Source organism: Mesorhizobium sp. DCY119, from assembly GCF_003590645.1.
Taxonomy (GTDB): Bacteria; Pseudomonadota; Alphaproteobacteria; order Rhizobiales; family Rhizobiaceae; genus Mesorhizobium_M.
This window is the reverse complement of the sequence record NZ_CP031834.1, coordinates 4,458,174-4,473,171: the sequence shown is the minus strand read 5'-3', so window position 1 is coordinate 4,473,171 and position 14,998 is coordinate 4,458,174. Positions and strand designations below refer to the sequence as shown.

The following is a 14,998-nucleotide window of genomic DNA, read 5'->3' as shown; positions in this document are numbered from 1 at the left end:
GGAGGCGCGTACATGACACACCTCGTTCACCAGCGGGCAATCAACGCCCTTCTCACTGATGCCGTCGAAACCGCTGACCGCGCCAAATCTCGGGTCACCCACACCGCAAACACTCTCGCGCGGCAGATGCAGGAAATGCACGGTGGAATATGGCGGGTTGAGATTGATCACCAGGCCGGGTTTGTCTTGGTCGCGCCACGCATCGAAACCGCCATAAAGCCGTCATAGCCCTTCTGGGCGGCATGGAGTGAATGATGAGCAACGGCTAGGCTGACTTGAAGCTGTTCACCCGCCGTGGTTGCCGCTCTGGCGGGTCATTTTTTGGCTCGTTTTTTCGGTGCCTTGCGAGGCTTTGCCGTGGATGATCTAGCTGCTCGCAATTCTGCCGCGCGCTTTGCCCTCATCTCCTCGCGATGACGTTCGACAGCGTCTATCCCCTGCCAGAGCTCCTTTTCGCCGTGCCGCTCCTGGAGGTCCTGACCGACCAATCGTGCGGCACTGACGCGAAGCGCACCGCTAATTACCGTTTCCGCCGAATAATCGATCTCGTCAAAATACTGCGGGTTGTCAAAGTCATACGTTTTTCGAACCGCTAGCGATGCTTGTATGTCGAAACTTGACGGCCAATGACCGACAACCTCGCGATATTCCTGAAATTTCTTAACGACCTCGATACACTCACCGAGAATGTCATATGGTTTCCCAGCGCCGCGAGAAGTTCGAATGATGTTTGCTGCTAGCTCCCTCAAGGGTTGATCGAACAGCCACCGATACTGCTCTTTGCGCACTTCGATGCTGTCATTTTCAACCACCACCCGCAATCTGGGCTTCGGTTTGTCGCCATCGTCAGACATGGATGCCTCCCAACCCCAACCCCAACCAAAAGCCGCACGCGCATAAAAGCTCATTGAGGATTCCGTGGCAATTGCTGTCTATGGAACTTCTGCCAATTACTGGAGCGGGGGTTGATCGGTGCGGGGATTGAATAAACAAAATCATCTCGTCGAAACGACAGTTGACGATGTCGTCCGCATGGCGATCGAGGACGTTTTCCCTGAACAGACTGTACCTGATCAGAACAACTTTCTGCCTGGAGGGAGGCAGTTCAAAGCGCCTGACCATGCAATTCTCGACGGTAAGGTGTTTATTGAAAGAAAATCACGGAATGCGGCCGACAATTCGCGCGTCTATTACAAGCTGCAAGAGATTGCTAAGAACCAGGGAAAGCCTTTCTATGCAGTCGGCCAGTTCAATATGGGCCGGATTATCGAAACGCTCCCGAACCCAGAAGACGCAAGCCGTAAATTGACCGACTTCATACTAGGCCAAATGATGAAGTCCATTCGAAACGCAAAACACAAGTTCGAGGAACACGCCAAATATGTCGACAGTGATGGTCAACTTCGAATCTTGATCATTTCCGATAACACAGAAATGCGCAGCTCGACTGCGGCAGACGAATACTTCGTTGGTCGAAAAATGGGGGGTCTTGAACTCGAACAGGATGAAACCGGCATGATCGACGCCGTCATTCTGGTGAAGAACCCGGAATTCGTTTTGGACCAACCGAACAGCTATTGGTACAAATGCCTCGTAAAACGACGCGTTGCCAGCTCGGATCATAAAACGATCAAGTCAATTGCTTCCGCCCTCCATACCCGCATCAGCTGCTACGGTCCGTACTTTCCTCACATCCAAAAGGTTAGGCGAGGTAGGTATCGGCCACTAATCACATAATATGCAATTTTTTTGGAGTGAAGGTCTGCGCACAATCAATTGTCGATAAGCTCGATTCCAACTTCACGGACAGCCTTTGAATTGGCTAGACACAATTAAATGGTTGATTTTTAACTGCTTAAGAAGCTGACTTGTCTGGCCGAAGTCAAAAATGCGGCTCGGGCGATTTAAAAATCACTAAACGCTTGTTTTCAAAGGTCCGAGCGCTTCACCGAACGATTTTCTGCGCCATGGAACTCGGTGTCCTGATGATTTCGTCTACGCGCAATGTGATGCCCGAAAAACCTTCGTTCACATATGCGCTGGACAATCGTCTCTCCGTTGTTCTGCCACTGTTTTCAGCAGGGTTTTTCCGTCTGATGTCCGTCTGTTTTCAGGCGCTTAATGGATGGTCCCTCCCGAAATGTACCGGTCCAGGGCGGCGAATTCCGCAATGACGGCAATCGTCTTCGCCAAGATATCTTGACCCATAGCTGAAAAGCCTTCCGCAATCGTATGCTTGCCCTGCCGGTGTAACTCCTGCGCGGCGGAATGACAGCCACGAGCCACAGCCACGTGTTCAAAAATATCGGCGTGAATTGAGAGTGGTTCGCATAACATCTCGCAAACGATAGCGAAAATGGGTTCTGAGATATCTTCTCCTGTAAGTCCTGCGACCAAGGTTGCTTCGATTTGATCCATTCGCTCGGGAAGGGTGGGGATTGGCTGGGTCATCTGACTTCTAACGCCCTCAATTTTCGAGTATTCTTCAGCGTATGAGCCAATTCGATCATTTCCGCCCGCCTGAACATTTCTCGCCCACGGGCAAAGTGGTGTTTCGGATTACGTGCGTGATAGGGACCCTTCTGGTTATGGGGCTGCTTTTCTATCTCTTGGCTCCGGTTATACATCAGAACGTGTCGCTGCCATTTGGCGATTGGGTTTACGAAACCGTCAGGGGATGGACCGGCGAGCCCTACCAGCCTCGTTGACGCGCTCACCGCTGTGGCCTCCCTACAGTAATTTGAAGTGGCTGCCGTTTCTCTTGACCTAGAACGAGTGGGACCGAACCTCCACGGAGCGTTGCGCCGCCCAACCCGGATGGATTGACTGGAACAGGCAAACGGGTGGCGGTGCTTGCGCGAGAGGCTTGAGCAACGCTGTTGACGCCACGTAGGAGTCCGGTAGAGACGGCTCCAACGCCCAAGGCCTCTAAGGGGCCCAAGCCGCTCCACATGCCTCCACCGCCAGCGAGAGCGCCAACAATCGCCGTTCCGTATTTTTGCAACGCCGGCATTAGACGATTGGCTGTATTGGATCCATTTATGCCCTCACGAGCGGGGGAAAGGTGCCGCATGACGCTGGCATATTTCCACATCAAGTCGCGCTCGGCTGGACTGAACAAAATCATGGCCACGCCCTTACCGTTTCCGTTTAGAAGCCCGTCGAGGTTTTTCGTAATCTGAGTAGGATTCAGCGCTTCATCCCCAGCCCGAGTGGCACGGAGCCAAAAAGACTGGCGAATGCCGTTCCATTCCGGGCTGTCCGGGCCAAGCGTCCTGCGAAGCTCCTGAGCGGTCATAAAGGACGCGTTCTTTGGGCTGGCGACCGAGGACCCCCACAGATACTGCCCAATCTCTTCTGGCGAGAAATCTTTATCCATGATGTTGCGAACCTTGGCCTGCGCCTCATACTGAGGATTAAGCCGGCCCCCTTTCCTTGGCTTCGGATCGGCCATGGACATATATTCCGACCACTTGGAGCGGGCGGTTTTCAGTTCGGACAAGACATCGTCACTGGCACTGACAAGCCCCTTGTCAAAAACATCGTCGGTCCAATCATCGATTGCACCACTGATGGCCTTGAGGGCAGGGGCGTCCTGGCCGATCGGAGGGAAGTTCTTGCGAAGGCCAGCACGCAGATTCTCAATCCAACGCAATTGGGCCTGAACGCCCTTCACGTCGCCTCCTACCGCCGGCATGCGCCCGATATAGTCGTCAACGAAGGACATCGCCCGCGCTGCGCCCTGGTGATACATGGGATCAATCAGGATATCATCGGCGGAAAGCTTGCCGCGAATGAAATCCGGTATTGAGCGAACTGCATCGCCGGAGACAAGCACATCAGGATTGTTTACCGAGGCCTCGTAGGCCTCCTGGCTTGCGGATTTAAGAGCATCGCGTTTACCGCGAAGAGCACTGGGAACGCCTTCATAGGCGGACGCTGGGCCCGGAATAACGGGAGCGCCGGATGCAAGCCGGCTCTGCACATCGCTAATTGACTGTCCAACAGCTTCCTTTTGAGCTTGGTCGAAGGCTGACATCGCACCTTGGCTCCGAAGCTGGTTTTCGATGTTTGCCTGTGGGACAGAGCGCGTAGCTTGTGCTCGGGAAAGAGGGATGCCGAACTCTTGCGCCAGCGAGACATTTGCGGCGGGGTTCGCTCCGGGAGCGACATTATCAGCTCCACTGAAGATGCGACGCGCAACGGCACCCAGACCGGTAGCAACAGCCTCGCCACCTGCTCCAAAGGCCAATCCGAGAGGGACATTGTCGGCGGCGTTTCTCAATCGCCCTGCTGTGCCTTCGCCGCTGCCTGCACCATATGCGCCAGCGGCAATGCCGCCATCAGCAGCACCGCCGAGCATGCGGGCAAACCAGCCTTTACCGCCTTGGGCCGCTCGTGCTGCGAGAGACAGGCCACCGCGCGCCAATCCAAAGCCGCTGCCAACGCCACCCGTCACCATGCCGGCTACGTTGGCAATAGGATGCTGTTCCGCGCCGGCTTTCTGCCTACTGCGAATATCGTCAAGTATGCTGGCGTAACCCTCACCATGTCCGCCAGGAAGCATATCGGCCAAGGTTCCGATACCTGCGGCGATTTCATCTCCAAATCCAAATGTACCAACATCAGCTGCGCCATTAGCAAAAGCTTGGGCTGTGCTGAGGCTGGGGGCGGGTTTTGTTACAAGCCCTGTTGCCGGATCATACCCTTCAACGCCCGGAGGAGCGAACTGAGGTACACCGTGACCGAGGTCGTTCATCTCCAACAACTCAAAACCAGGTGGCGGAGGAATCATCCCTGCGCCACCCTGTTCTGAGCGTGACCGGGCGGAGGTTTCCGCATCCTGAACGCTATCGAAGCGCGGAAATGTCTGGCCGCGAGCTTGTTCATAGTTCCGGGCAGTGGCGGTAATGGCATCTTCATCGTCCGGGTTGAACTGCGTCGGGCCATTCGGTCCCATCCAAAGCGACGGAATATTGGTCCACTGGCCGTCTGGCTGCTGCCAGGTGGTAGATACCTCCGTCGAGTACGATCCATCCGCATTGGGGCGCGTTTCCCCGCTCTTAAACGGGCGATACATCGGAGGCCCCTGCAAATCGCGGGGTGCTTCCTCGATGACAAAACCGGGAGGTGGAGCCGGAATCTTGCTGGTCATCGTACCGGCCTCCACTGCGTGCCGTCCCATTCGACGGTTTCCCCGGTCTTGGGGTTTCGGGCGCGCTGACGCCCTGTTTCATTTCCAGCGCCCCGGCCCGTAGAATCTCGGGGCGTATTGCGAAACAGCGGATTCTGCTCTGACCATTTCGCTAGATAGTCGTCAAACCCGGCGTCAATCCTGCCGTCGTTGCGGGACGCATAGTCTCGGGCAATGCCGGCGATATCCCGCTTGCGCTCATTCAGTTTGCGCTGGATATCGACCAACTTGCGGTTGCCCTCCGGGGTGTTCCCAAGATTCGGAACCTGATCAATTACGAAATCGCGGTCAGCATTCGAGAAGCCGGAGCCGAGCGAGCCGCCCATACTGTCCAAAGCCGCCTGTTTCGACATGGCGTTGAACTGCTCCATGGAGGTGATGCCGTCGGGGTTCATGCCAAGGGAGGCACCGAACCGCTTCAGTTGCAGCACCGAGTCGCCGCCCGCGCCCGAATAGAAACCGGGGTCGGAAAGAGAGCTTCCCATCACATCAAGGGAGTTGAGCGCCCGCTGTGCCGTTGATCCTTGCTCCTGCAAGTCGAGGAAGCGCTTGCCGTAGCCCTCGCCTACGGTTTTGTCGAAACCCTTTTCGGCACCAACACTGACATTGGTTTCGGCTCGACCTGCCTGCGCAATCCTAACTTTCTGCGCCTCCGCCTCTGGCGAAAGAGTATCTGACTGCGATCCGCCCAGCACGTTGTAGCGTGACGGGTCACGCTTGTCGTACATGACTTTCTGAGGTCTGCCGGCTTGATCGTATATCTCCGAAATTGCCCAATCTGGCTTGTTTCCTGCTTTCCACTCCCCGTACCAGGAGCGCAACGCGTTACGGTCAGCGGCAAGATAATGCGCTTCCTGCTCACCCATACCCTGAGACTGCAACCATGCGACCGTCTGATTCTGGTTGGCCGTATCGCGGGCGTCTTTCTTCTTGCCCTGTTGCATCTGCATCATTGCAGCGGCCATCGTGTTGTTTCGGCCCATAGGGTCCATCATGGCGATGATCGGGCCGAGTTCAGCCAGTTTCTGGCCAAGGCCTCCACCTCCGCCATTATTGACCGGAATCCAGCCTTGGTTGCCGGTTGCCCCGGCCATTCCCGTCGTCTCTGCATACTGATAGTTTTTGCCATTCGGGCCGCGCTGAATGGCACCTGGTGCCGCGCTGGGAGGCAAGGCTCCGCCGCCGCCCTGCCCGCCAACCAACCCCTGAAGCATTTCGAGCAAACCGCCTGAACTCTGCGAGTTGTCAGCCAGAAGATGCGGTGTACCCACCGTTGCCGATGGGCTGGCAAGGTAATTACCAGCGTCCCCGTAACGGGCATTTGCGCTAGAAGGCCTAATTGCCGATTGTGACCCTCGAAGGACCTGGCTGAAAATATCGGTGAGGTTCATTTTGGCCCCGCTAGAAACTGATCTGGAAATAGCCGGCTGCAAGCCCGTTACGGTCGCCGGCTTGGGTCATGCTGACGGTGTGATTGGAGGCCGTCCCCTTGTAACTCTTGTAGCCCGTCCGAGTGGCGCTGGCAGCGTTCGAGCTGTCAAAAGCAGGCGATGACGAGAACGTGCTAACCGTGCCCCGGGAGGCACCGAAGCCAAGGATAACCAAGGGCGTTGAGCCACCGGAGGCCGGAACGTTTATGTTGCCCGGAGAATTGGCAGTGACGGTTATGTTTTGATCCCAGCCGCCTGTGGTAACCGCAGAAACGGGAAGTCTTCCACGCAAAACCCGCATGACCTTACGGTTGATATCACCGCCGTTCATGCCCGTCACATTAGCGCCGGGGTCGCCACCGGTCAGGATTTTGTAGAAAATACTGCCCCGCAAATCGCCACTATTGTTGCTGGTTATAAGCGTCCAGCCTGAAGGCGTTGTAGTTGGCGGCGCGTTGCCGGGATTTCCGCTGACAGCAAAATCATACATCACAGCCAGGTCGCCCGCCTGAGAATCTGCGGGAATTGTGATCGTGGCGGCATTTGAACCGACGACTGCCACGGATGTGAAAAGGGCAAGGAAGTCTGAGAATGAGATTGGCCCTGAGGGCACCCCAGCCAAAGCCCTTTCTTCAGCCCCGGTAATGCTGAAGGGTGCATCGGGCGCGCGCCCAAGCTCGACATTGATCTGCGAAGCAGAGATAGGGGGAGAAGATGGAAGGGTCATGACTACGCACCCACCCGCTGTGCGGTTTCACTAACGGCCTCCCGGAGAAATTCGCTCAGGGTCTTTCCACGCCGGGCAGCGGCGGTAATGAGCGCTCGCTTTTCTTCGACCCCCACGCGCACTCGAATCTGTCCGTTCATTGCCTCTGAAAATCGCATTGGCATCTCCAACCAGTTTGAAGACAAGTTTACCAGATTGCGTCTGGATAGCAACAACTGTGGCAACAAAAGACAATAAATTCAATATGTTAGATGATACTTTACCGTTCACGCGCGTGCGCCACTGTGCGCGATTGTACGCCGTCGTCACATGAAAAAAGGTGGGTTCGTTCCCAACAAATCGCCTCGATCCGTCCTGTCAGCACGGTCGCGGTTCAACTGGCTTGTTCGAGCCTGACTAGGGGCGTACGGTATCCGTGCGTTTGCGGGGAGGGGATTACGTGAAGCGCTTTGTTTTGATTGGCCTGTGTGCCCTTGCTGGGTGCACTGGTGTTGACGGCAAGAAGTACCTTGGCCGTCCCGGTTCTCCGGCGTGGTTCGCAACAGCCTCGCCTAACACGCAGGCTTCGTACTTTCGAGATCGATGTGTGACCTACGGCTTCAAGCTGGGAACCGTAGAAATGGCCCAATGCATTCAAGCGGAGGCGGGTTCTTCTCGGCAAACTGCCGCGTTTCGTTCTGCAATGGCGTCACAAGCCATCGCAAACTCGACTCCTAAGACAGTGTCCACTACCTGCAATCGTTTCGGAAATACGGTGAATTGTACCAGCTATTGATGCCCGCAGCTGAGGAGCATCTCTAGCGCCGACATTGCCAACAGTCCCTCTTCAGAGCATGGAGCCAGCGTTGACGCTTCCGAGACGGTGACGGTTGAGAGCATTCTTTCGAAGATCGAGCCCAGGGGAAAGGAATAATGCCCTTTGCAAAAGGGCGTCTATGTCTTTCGTCTGCGGTCTTGGTCTTCAGTCTGCCTCTCGGTCTAGTCTCCGTCTGTGTCTAGTCTCTGTGTATCGATAGGCTATGGGTAGGGCTTGGAAAGGGCTTTCAAAGGGGTATCTGAATTACCATATGAAGAAAGGATGACGAGCGGCCCATGAATATGTAAATGGGGTGAAACATCTTGTGAGATTCCCGTTTGTCATCCACATTAGCCGCAGCGAAAGCCAAATATATTGAAAGCCGCCACGCTGCTTACAAACACGCTTCTGCCACCATGTCTGAAGTGCTGGAACGGAAGATATCCATCACAGAGTGGAGCGGGAGAGTCTGGTATGGCATGGAGGACTGGGGCAAGCCGTATTTCGATTGGCGCGATATCGATAAGAGGCATAAGGAGCCAGACAGGCTCGAGTTAGCTATTTGGTCAGATGACAGGCTATCGGCGTTGGCGTTAGCTTTAACGACGGGTCAAGCTATCATGCTTCGGTTCCTTGAGGGAGACCCGCGACAAGATTGCCCATTAAGAGGTATGCGAATTGCGATTGCGTTAGAAACGACAGCCAATTATGCTCAGGCGCGTGGCAAGAAGGAAATTCGCTTGCAACCCATCGAAGACAAACTCGTTGACCTTTACGAAAATGTTTACGGGTTTGTGCGTGAATCCCCACGGAATGGAACGGCGTATTACAGGAAAGGAGTCTGACAATGAACGCAATAGCCGCATCATTTAAGTCGCTCTCCGTCTGGTTTTGGGATAACCCGAGGCCGGATCCTGAACCCTTTTGCGCTAAACCACGCCCAATGACTGGCTTTTGGTCCACATTGACCGAGGAACAAAAGGCGCGCGCAATGAAATATCGTGGCGAAGAAAACCATGGCGATAAAGAGTTCGCCAAGTAGGTTTCTCTTGCACATGTTAATTTGAGCTCGGTGACTCTGTAAACTTCAATCCCCACTCTGTCTTCAGAAATTCGTCGTCGGCAGCTTCTGCCACGAATTCGCTTTCGAGGCGGTCGATATAGCTCCTGATGCCGGCGGCGTGTTTCTTGTTTGTCGGCGGCGAATGACGAAACCAGCGGCGGATAAAGACCTCATCCGTATCTGCATCATGCAAGATCATGTCGCTTTTTCCGAGAATGGCGCAAGAATCTTGCACTCGATCTGTCTCCCAATTCAAGTCGTTAGCTGCGTAAGCGACGGGGAGCCTGAAGCATCCCGCGCTGGTCTGATGTTCGCATGACAGAAGGTAGAGATAAAAATATCTGGCATCATCGTTGTCGAGCTTTCGGAAGCGTTTCGAATTCCAAAGCTGTGGACTGATCTTGGAGAACTCACGCATCAGTGGGCCCCCGCTCGGATCAAATTGGCCTCCCGTATCGCTTCGACGGCCTCTTGGGCGCTCAGATCGAAGTGACGGCGAAGATACGGCAGGAGATGCTTGGGCGGAGAAATCTCCGCCGCAAGCCATTGAGCCGCCTTCGTGATTTGCTGCTGGGTCAAGCGGCTGCCCTTTCCTCTGAAAGGACCACCACCTTCGAACGCAGGACATATCGGGCATGCGAGCCAGGGAAGGGGCCGCTATGGTTTTCATGGATGGTCTCGACCACCAGGCCGGCACGGCGCAGTTTGTGGACATAGCCGCTCCAACGAGGCCCAGGCGTCGTGATGGGTGTACAGCCTTTTTCACCGGCCTCGATCAGATTCACCAGGGCCCAGGCATCCCGGCCTTTTACGGTGAAGGGTGTTCCGTCGGGCTCAACGCACACAACGATGCTATAGCTTGGCTTGCTCATGATTGAACTCCAATCATCTCGGGGAGTGCGGCGAGGGCTAGTAGGGCAATGGGGTCAATTTCGCCCACATTGGTCCGGCAGACCCGGGTCAACGCATTTCGGTCTCGGAGATAGCTCCGACCGACCCATCGCGTTCTGCCGTGCCTCTTTCCATCAATGCGCTGCAAAACCCATTGGATTTGGTCCTTGCAAACAATGACGCGCCACTCGGGATTAAGGCGAGTAACAACATCGGAATAGTCGTCCGCGCTTTCCTTATTGGAATCGCCGTTAGGACACCGCACGTCCAGGGCCGTTTCGTGGGGAGCTGTCATCTGAGCCTCCCTCCGATTCCGGCCATACGGCAGACTTCCCGAGCTGTTGAAATCGGCAGCCGATAACGACCGGCGATTGCGAAAACCGGATAATCAGAGATTGAAGTTTCGAGGGTGGTGCGATAAATCCGAGGCGTAGAACCTTTCGAATTACCGCTGCCGTTCCCGATGCCAGTCGGGGCGGCAGTTTTTCTATGTAGGGTCATGGCTGCACCTCACGATGCAGCCGGAAGGTTTTCGACGTACCGCTTCAAGTCCTCGACGAGGAGCAGCGTCCGCTTTCCGCTTTTTCGCGGCTGAATCTTACCTTCGCGAAAGAGGGTATAGAGGGACGAGCGCCCGATGCCGGTCATCTGCACGGCTTCGGGGATGGTGACGGATATCTTGGTCATGGTTGCGTTCACCCGCGTGTGTTGTTGACTACGCGGACAAAATACGCCGTTCGAGTCTGTTCCCATAATTACGCCACGTAATCAGTGGCTTAGATAGTGGCGCAAGGTGGCGGTGGGTGGCGCGCAGGTGGCTTAAGGGTGAGATTGGTGGTCGAAACCCTTAACTGCCCTTTGCAGCCCTTCGGTTCCAAGCTTTCGGCCTTGTAGGCCAAACAAAATTTCGAACCACAGGAATCGAAACATCGGGAAACTTGTCGCGAAATTTCGAGACAAACTCATCCCGAGTGGGCGGTTCGCTTTCTCCGCGCTCCACAGCCTCGTAGATCGTTTGGGCGTATGGCAATAGCTTTTCCTCAAGCGAATAGGCCTTCTTAGGCCCTCTATCGGGCTTCGAACTCTGAGCCGTCACTCGCGAGGCAAGAAATCGGTCAAGGCTAGCCCGTTCGATAAAAATGGACTGAAATCCATCTCCCCCGACAGCAACCCCGAACGGGTTCTCTCTATTCATCTGACACCAGTAGAAGCGGGGCGAGATGCTCTCAGTATTCCACAAATCCGGCGAGCAGAGGGTAGAACTGATCGTGCCTCCCCGAGCATCCCGTAATGCGTATTTAAGTATGCCGTCAGCAATCTGATTGGCAATTTCGCGCACTACAACTTCAAATCGCCTGCGCGATACTAGGCGTTCAGCGTCCAAACGTTGTGCTGTTTGATAGGCAGCCTGCCATTCTTCCACGGTGAACGTAAGTCTTTCTGGTCCAAACTTTCCATGCCGAGTTGGAGGTCTTTTGAATTCTGGATGGTGGCGTAAAATAAGCCGATGAACGGTGTCCTTTTGCCACGGCTTAGCCATGGACTGGGGCAAGGCCGATGTGATGCCGTTAATTCCCAAATTCAGCCGGTACGGCTCCGGGGTTATCGGCTCACCTTCAGTCCACTCTGTTGGGAACATGGACTTTCCCACAATATGAACGGCGCGCGCCAAAAACACATATATGGGAGTATCTCTAGGCCACGCTTCCTGCCGGCTCCAAAATATTATTTGCTCGTCCATCGCAGCACCTTCGCGACCGCACCTTGGGGACCGCAGGGAAACCGGTGGTGCATTACCGGCTTGTCGGATGGCCGTCCTATCCCTACGGATCTACTATCCGTGCAACCTCACCAAATTGTCGCCCGGCTGTTCCTTTAGGCCTTCAATGACACCCCGCAAACGGGCATCCCAAGACGTCAATGCCGCCTCGACGCGCTCGTTAAGGCGTGGGCGGCTATAATGTTGAACCAACGTGCGCGTGTCCTTCGTTCCGCGTTGATGGCCGACGACGGCGGCGATGGTATCGAGCGCGATACCCATTTCGTCCATACCGCTGACCACCGTACGTCGCAGATCGTGGGTGGTGAAATGCTTGCATGGCAAATCGCGATTTTTGAGCGCATGGCCGAGGTCGGTTGAACGTAATGCCCGCTCGGATTTGGCAGCTATGAACAACGATCCGCGTTTACGCCTTTCGTAGGCTTCCAGGATGATTTCCCGGGCAAGCCCGACCAATGGGGTGACGCGCTCGCTCTTGTTCTTGGAGCGTTCGGCGGGAAGCGTCCAAAGCAGCCGTTCGCCGTCATCCTCAATCTCGGATGCGTCCATGCTGGCGATTTCTCCGACCCGCGCCCCGGTGCATAATTGCACGCGAAGGACCGCGATGCAGTCGGGCGTCATTCCATCAGCTCCGGCATCCATCCAGTCCCAGAGGGTTTTCATCTCGTCAGGCGACAGCACTCGGTTTCGTGGATCACCCCTGCCATACGATTCTGTGCCGGCTGTGGGGTCGGTCGTTACATAGCCTTTCGCCAGACCCCAACGATACATCGCGCCAATGACCTGCCTGCGCTTTTCAGCTTCGCGCGGGCGACCGTCTGCAACAGGTTCGAGTAGGTCACTTACATCGCTACGTCGAAGGCCGTCGGCGGCGCTGTGAAACTTCGTGCGCAATGCCCGCTTCAACCGACGTTCTATGTCATCGGCGGTGCGGAGGGCACCACCTTTACGGTGAGGGCTCTTGATGTGTTTGGCGTAGCGCCCGATTAGCTCTTTCACGGTAAGCCGCTCTTGTTTGGCTTTCCGTGCTTCGTCTTCTTCTTCCAGGAGGTCCCGGCCTTGGCGAGCCGCCTTTATGATTTCGGCAGCCCTTTCGCGAGCTTCTTGCAACCCGAGCCCATTCTTCCCGTTTGGATCGCACACACCGAGCGAAGCACTCTTTGCAGCCGGCTCACCCTTTATCCGGTAGACGAGATTCCAGGTGAGAATACCTGATGGTGCTACCCGAACACGCAAGCCCGTCTGCTGATTGTCGGACACGTAATAGCCGCTCGCCTTCGGTTGAAGTGATGCAAGGACTACGGCGGTCAATCTCTTCTTCACTAGCTGGTGTTCCCTGCCGGTTTGTTGCTATGCGCGACTCGTAGCAACACTATAGCAACATTTTCGCTGGAAGTACGCAAACATGCTCGAATAGCTGTGGATCAATCAGCATTGATTCTGCTCGCTAATTCCAACCATTGTGGACGATGCTAAACAGACCTGAACGCTGGTTCAAGGGCTGGATACAGACCTGGTTTGTCCATATGCGCAATCCCGTCAGGCTTGCCCGCGAAGTGCGTTTCGCGTCGTTCTGCATGGCGCAGATCCTGTTTGCCGGCATGGTCATGTCGGCATTGATGCACCCGTTCCTGATCCTGTCGGCCCTGGTGCTGACCGTGCAGGTCAGCGGCGGCATTCCCCTGCGAATTTGGCAATGGGGCCTGCTGGCGTTCGATTCCACCACCGTGGTGCTTGGCTATGCATCCTTCATGGTGCTTGGCCGAATGACGCTCAATGAGCGGGAAAGCCGGGGTTTCTGGAAAGTCTGCATGATGACGCCGGTCTACTGGCTGATGCTGTCGCTGGCGGCATGGTGCTCTGTCTACGAGCTGTGGAAGCGCCCGCACCATTGGCACAAGACACCGCACCGGGAAGCGCGGCGTCGTTAGAGACCGCTTGCTAACTCTACCCTGCCGGTCATCTGACGCGGTTTTCTGCGCTTCCGGTGCTCACGTACCTAAATGTCCGCTCCGCTCCGGTTCTCGAAAACCACGCCATATGCCTCGGCAGGGCGAGTTATCAAACAGTCTCTAGCCCGGCGTTGTAGGCTTTTCGCTCAACCCTTCAGGAACTTCGGCCCTTCGCCGATGATCTTCTTGTCAGGCTTGCCGATGACGTCGAGATCGCGTCCCGTATAGGGCAGTGCGAGCAGAATGTGGCGGATCACCGCGATACGCAGCCGCCTTTTGTCGTTGGCCTTGACGATCGTCCACGGCGTTTCAGCAGTGTGGGTCCGCTTCACCATCAGGTCGCGCATTTCGGTATAGGCATCCCATTTGCTGATGCCGGCGACATCCATCGGTGAGAACTTCCAGTTGGTCAGCGGGCTGTGGCGGCGATCGTGAAAGCGCTTGAGCTGGATCTCCTGGCTCGTATCCAGCCAGAACTTGAAGAAATGGATGCCTTCACGCACGATCTGCTTTTCGAAACGCGGCGTCTCCTGCAGAAAATGCTCGTGCTCTTCCGGCGTGCAGAAGCCCATCACCGGCTCGACGCCGGCGCGGTTGTACCAGGATCGGTCGAAGGTGACGAATTCGCCCGCCGTCGGGAAATGCGAAATGTAGCGCTGATAATACCATTGGCCGCGCTCGGTTTCGGTCGGCTTGGTCAGCGCCACGTTGCGGGCAGTACGCGGGTTCATGTATTCCCGCACCGCGTTGATCGTCCCGCCCTTGCCGGCGGCGTCGCGTCCTTCGAAAAGGGTCAGCACCCTGTGGCCTGTCGCCTGCATCCAGGCCTGAAGCTTGACCAGTTCGATCTGCAGCCGCTCCAGCGTTTCTTCGTAGTCCTTGGAGGGCATCTTGTCGTCATAGGGATACCCGCCCGAACGCAAGGCCTTCTTGTCGATCCAGTCGGGCAGTTCGGGATTGTTGATGTCGAAAAGCCGATCCTTGTCGCCGACCTTGAGTTTCAACGGTGTGAGGCCCGCGGTCTCCTTGGCTGCTGCGGTCTCAGGCGCGTCGTCGGCGTTTTTCATTTCGACAAACCTTTCTTGGTTTCCCTTTCATGCTATTGGGTGCGGCCAGACTGGTCCAGCGTGAAGTTTTACCCCGAAGTACAAGGCATCACGGGATT

The 14,998-nt window shown here is 55.8% G+C and carries 16 protein-coding genes; 5 read left to right on the top strand and 11 right to left on the bottom strand.

Annotated elements, in window-relative coordinates; translation table 11 throughout:
• Window positions 1-12: 12 nt before the first annotated feature.
• Window positions 13-228 (top strand): hypothetical protein, encoded by a 216-nt coding sequence (locus tag DZG07_RS21880; RefSeq protein WP_119820856.1) that lies wholly within the window; start codon window positions 13-15, stop codon window positions 226-228.
• A gap of 86 nt (window positions 229-314) precedes the next feature.
• Here the strand turns inward: DZG07_RS21880 and DZG07_RS21875 are convergent, their stop codons facing one another.
• On the bottom strand, window positions 315-854 hold the full coding sequence (locus tag DZG07_RS21875) for a hypothetical protein (protein ID WP_119820854.1): 540 nt from the start codon (window positions 852-854) through the stop codon (window positions 315-317).
• Window positions 855-1,032: 178 nt separating this feature from the next.
• Between DZG07_RS21875 and DZG07_RS21870 the strand changes: the two genes are divergently transcribed.
• Window positions 1,033-1,737 carry a hypothetical protein gene (locus tag DZG07_RS21870; protein ID WP_119920311.1) on the top strand — a complete coding sequence of 235 codons (705 nt, stop codon included), beginning with the start codon at window positions 1,033-1,035 and terminating at the stop codon, window positions 1,735-1,737.
• Between the two features lie 381 nt (window positions 1,738-2,118).
• Here DZG07_RS21870 and DZG07_RS21865 read toward each other — a convergent pair whose 3' ends face one another.
• The 4 genes from DZG07_RS21865 to DZG07_RS21840 form a co-directional block, all read right to left on the bottom strand.
• Window positions 2,119-2,451 (bottom strand): hypothetical protein, encoded by a 333-nt coding sequence (locus tag DZG07_RS21865; protein ID WP_119820850.1) that lies wholly within the window; start codon window positions 2,449-2,451, stop codon window positions 2,119-2,121.
• Between the two features lie 262 nt (window positions 2,452-2,713).
• Window positions 2,714-5,155, bottom strand: coding sequence for a hypothetical protein (locus DZG07_RS24040; protein ID WP_133304783.1), 2,442 nt, complete (start codon window positions 5,153-5,155; stop codon window positions 2,714-2,716).
• Window positions 5,152-6,585: a hypothetical protein gene (locus tag DZG07_RS21845; protein ID WP_133304782.1), complete on the bottom strand. Its 1,434-nt coding sequence runs from the start codon at window positions 6,583-6,585 to the stop codon at window positions 5,152-5,154. Before DZG07_RS21845 ends, DZG07_RS24040 begins: the two co-directional genes overlap by 4 nt.
• A 10-nt stretch (window positions 6,586-6,595) precedes the next feature.
• On the bottom strand, window positions 6,596-7,351 hold the full coding sequence (locus tag DZG07_RS21840) for a hypothetical protein (RefSeq protein WP_119920309.1): 756 nt from the start codon (window positions 7,349-7,351) through the stop codon (window positions 6,596-6,598).
• Window positions 7,352-8,485: 1,134 nt separating this feature from the next.
• On the opposite strand from DZG07_RS21840, the gene DZG07_RS21830 reads away from it, so the two are divergent.
• Window positions 8,486-8,992: a hypothetical protein gene (locus DZG07_RS21830; RefSeq protein WP_133304780.1), complete on the top strand. Its 507-nt coding sequence runs from the start codon at window positions 8,486-8,488 to the stop codon at window positions 8,990-8,992.
• A 2-nt stretch (window positions 8,993-8,994) separates the two neighbouring features.
• The gene (locus tag DZG07_RS24035; RefSeq protein WP_133304779.1) at window positions 8,995-9,189 is read left to right on the top strand and encodes a hypothetical protein; all 195 of its coding nucleotides are present in this window, start codon (window positions 8,995-8,997) and stop codon (window positions 9,187-9,189) included.
• 16 nt (window positions 9,190-9,205) lie between these two features.
• On the opposite strand, the gene DZG07_RS21825 is transcribed toward DZG07_RS24035, so the two are convergent.
• The 5 genes from DZG07_RS21825 to DZG07_RS21805 all read right to left on the bottom strand — a co-directional run bounded on the left by DZG07_RS21825 (window position 9,206) and on the right by DZG07_RS21805 (window position 13,192).
• Window positions 9,206-9,628: a hypothetical protein gene (locus tag DZG07_RS21825; protein WP_119820835.1), complete on the bottom strand. Its 423-nt coding sequence runs from the start codon at window positions 9,626-9,628 to the stop codon at window positions 9,206-9,208.
• Window positions 9,629-9,785: 157 nt separating this feature from the next.
• Complete coding sequence (locus DZG07_RS21820; RefSeq protein WP_119820832.1) at window positions 9,786-10,082, bottom strand: hypothetical protein; 297 nt, start codon at window positions 10,080-10,082, stop codon at window positions 9,786-9,788.
• Between the two features lie 529 nt (window positions 10,083-10,611).
• Complete coding sequence (locus tag DZG07_RS21810; protein ID WP_162931694.1) at window positions 10,612-10,788, bottom strand: helix-turn-helix domain-containing protein; 177 nt, start codon at window positions 10,786-10,788, stop codon at window positions 10,612-10,614.
• A 160-nt stretch (window positions 10,789-10,948) separates the two neighbouring features.
• Entirely contained in the window at window positions 10,949-11,842 is an 894-nt protein-coding gene (locus tag DZG07_RS24030) for a hypothetical protein (protein ID WP_119920307.1), read from the bottom strand.
• Window positions 11,843-11,935: 93 nt separating this feature from the next.
• On the bottom strand, window positions 11,936-13,192 hold the full coding sequence (locus DZG07_RS21805) for an integrase family protein (protein WP_162931693.1): 1,257 nt from the start codon (window positions 13,190-13,192) through the stop codon (window positions 11,936-11,938).
• Between the two features lie 158 nt (window positions 13,193-13,350).
• On the opposite strand from DZG07_RS21805, the gene DZG07_RS21800 reads away from it, so the two are divergent.
• Complete coding sequence (locus DZG07_RS21800; protein ID WP_119820820.1) at window positions 13,351-13,812, top strand: hypothetical protein; 462 nt, start codon at window positions 13,351-13,353, stop codon at window positions 13,810-13,812.
• Window positions 13,813-13,979: 167 nt separating this feature from the next.
• Here the strand turns inward: DZG07_RS21800 and ppk2 are convergent, their stop codons facing one another.
• Window positions 13,980-14,900, bottom strand: a complete 921-nt coding sequence (gene ppk2 / locus DZG07_RS21795) for a polyphosphate kinase 2 (RefSeq protein ID WP_119820817.1) — start codon at window positions 14,898-14,900, stop codon at window positions 13,980-13,982.
• Window positions 14,901-14,998 lie beyond the last annotated feature (98 nt).

Excerpts from the sequence above, each read along its gene's own strand:
- DZG07_RS21800 (WP_119820820.1), top strand. The coding sequence starts at position 13,351 with ATGCTAAACAGACCTGAACGCTGGTTCAAGGGCTGGATACAGACCTGG.
- DZG07_RS24035 (WP_133304779.1), top strand. The coding sequence starts at position 8,995 with ATGAACGCAATAGCCGCATCATTTAAGTCGCTCTCCGTCTGGTTTTGG.
- DZG07_RS21875 (WP_119820854.1), bottom strand. The coding sequence starts at position 854 with ATGTCTGACGATGGCGACAAACCGAAGCCCAGATTGCGGGTGGTGGTT.
- DZG07_RS24040 (WP_133304783.1), bottom strand. The coding sequence starts at position 5,155 with ATGACCAGCAAGATTCCGGCTCCACCTCCCGGTTTTGTCATCGAGGAA.
- DZG07_RS21865 (WP_119820850.1), bottom strand. The coding sequence starts at position 2,451 with ATGACCCAGCCAATCCCCACCCTTCCCGAGCGAATGGATCAAATCGAA.
- DZG07_RS24030 (WP_119920307.1), bottom strand. The coding sequence starts at position 11,842 with ATGGACGAGCAAATAATATTTTGGAGCCGGCAGGAAGCGTGGCCTAGA.
- DZG07_RS21840 (WP_119920309.1), bottom strand. The coding sequence starts at position 7,351 with ATGACCCTTCCATCTTCTCCCCCTATCTCTGCTTCGCAGATCAATGTC.
- DZG07_RS21825 (WP_119820835.1), bottom strand. The coding sequence starts at position 9,628 with ATGCGTGAGTTCTCCAAGATCAGTCCACAGCTTTGGAATTCGAAACGC.
- DZG07_RS21870 (WP_119920311.1), top strand. The coding sequence starts at position 1,033 with ATGGCGATCGAGGACGTTTTCCCTGAACAGACTGTACCTGATCAGAAC.
- DZG07_RS21880 (WP_119820856.1), top strand. The coding sequence starts at position 13 with ATGACACACCTCGTTCACCAGCGGGCAATCAACGCCCTTCTCACTGAT.
- DZG07_RS21845 (WP_133304782.1), bottom strand. The coding sequence starts at position 6,585 with ATGAACCTCACCGATATTTTCAGCCAGGTCCTTCGAGGGTCACAATCG.
- DZG07_RS21810 (WP_162931694.1), bottom strand. The coding sequence starts at position 10,788 with ATGACCAAGATATCCGTCACCATCCCCGAAGCCGTGCAGATGACCGGC.
- DZG07_RS21820 (WP_119820832.1), bottom strand. The coding sequence starts at position 10,082 with ATGAGCAAGCCAAGCTATAGCATCGTTGTGTGCGTTGAGCCCGACGGA.
- ppk2 (WP_119820817.1), bottom strand. The coding sequence starts at position 14,900 with ATGAAAAACGCCGACGACGCGCCTGAGACCGCAGCAGCCAAGGAGACC.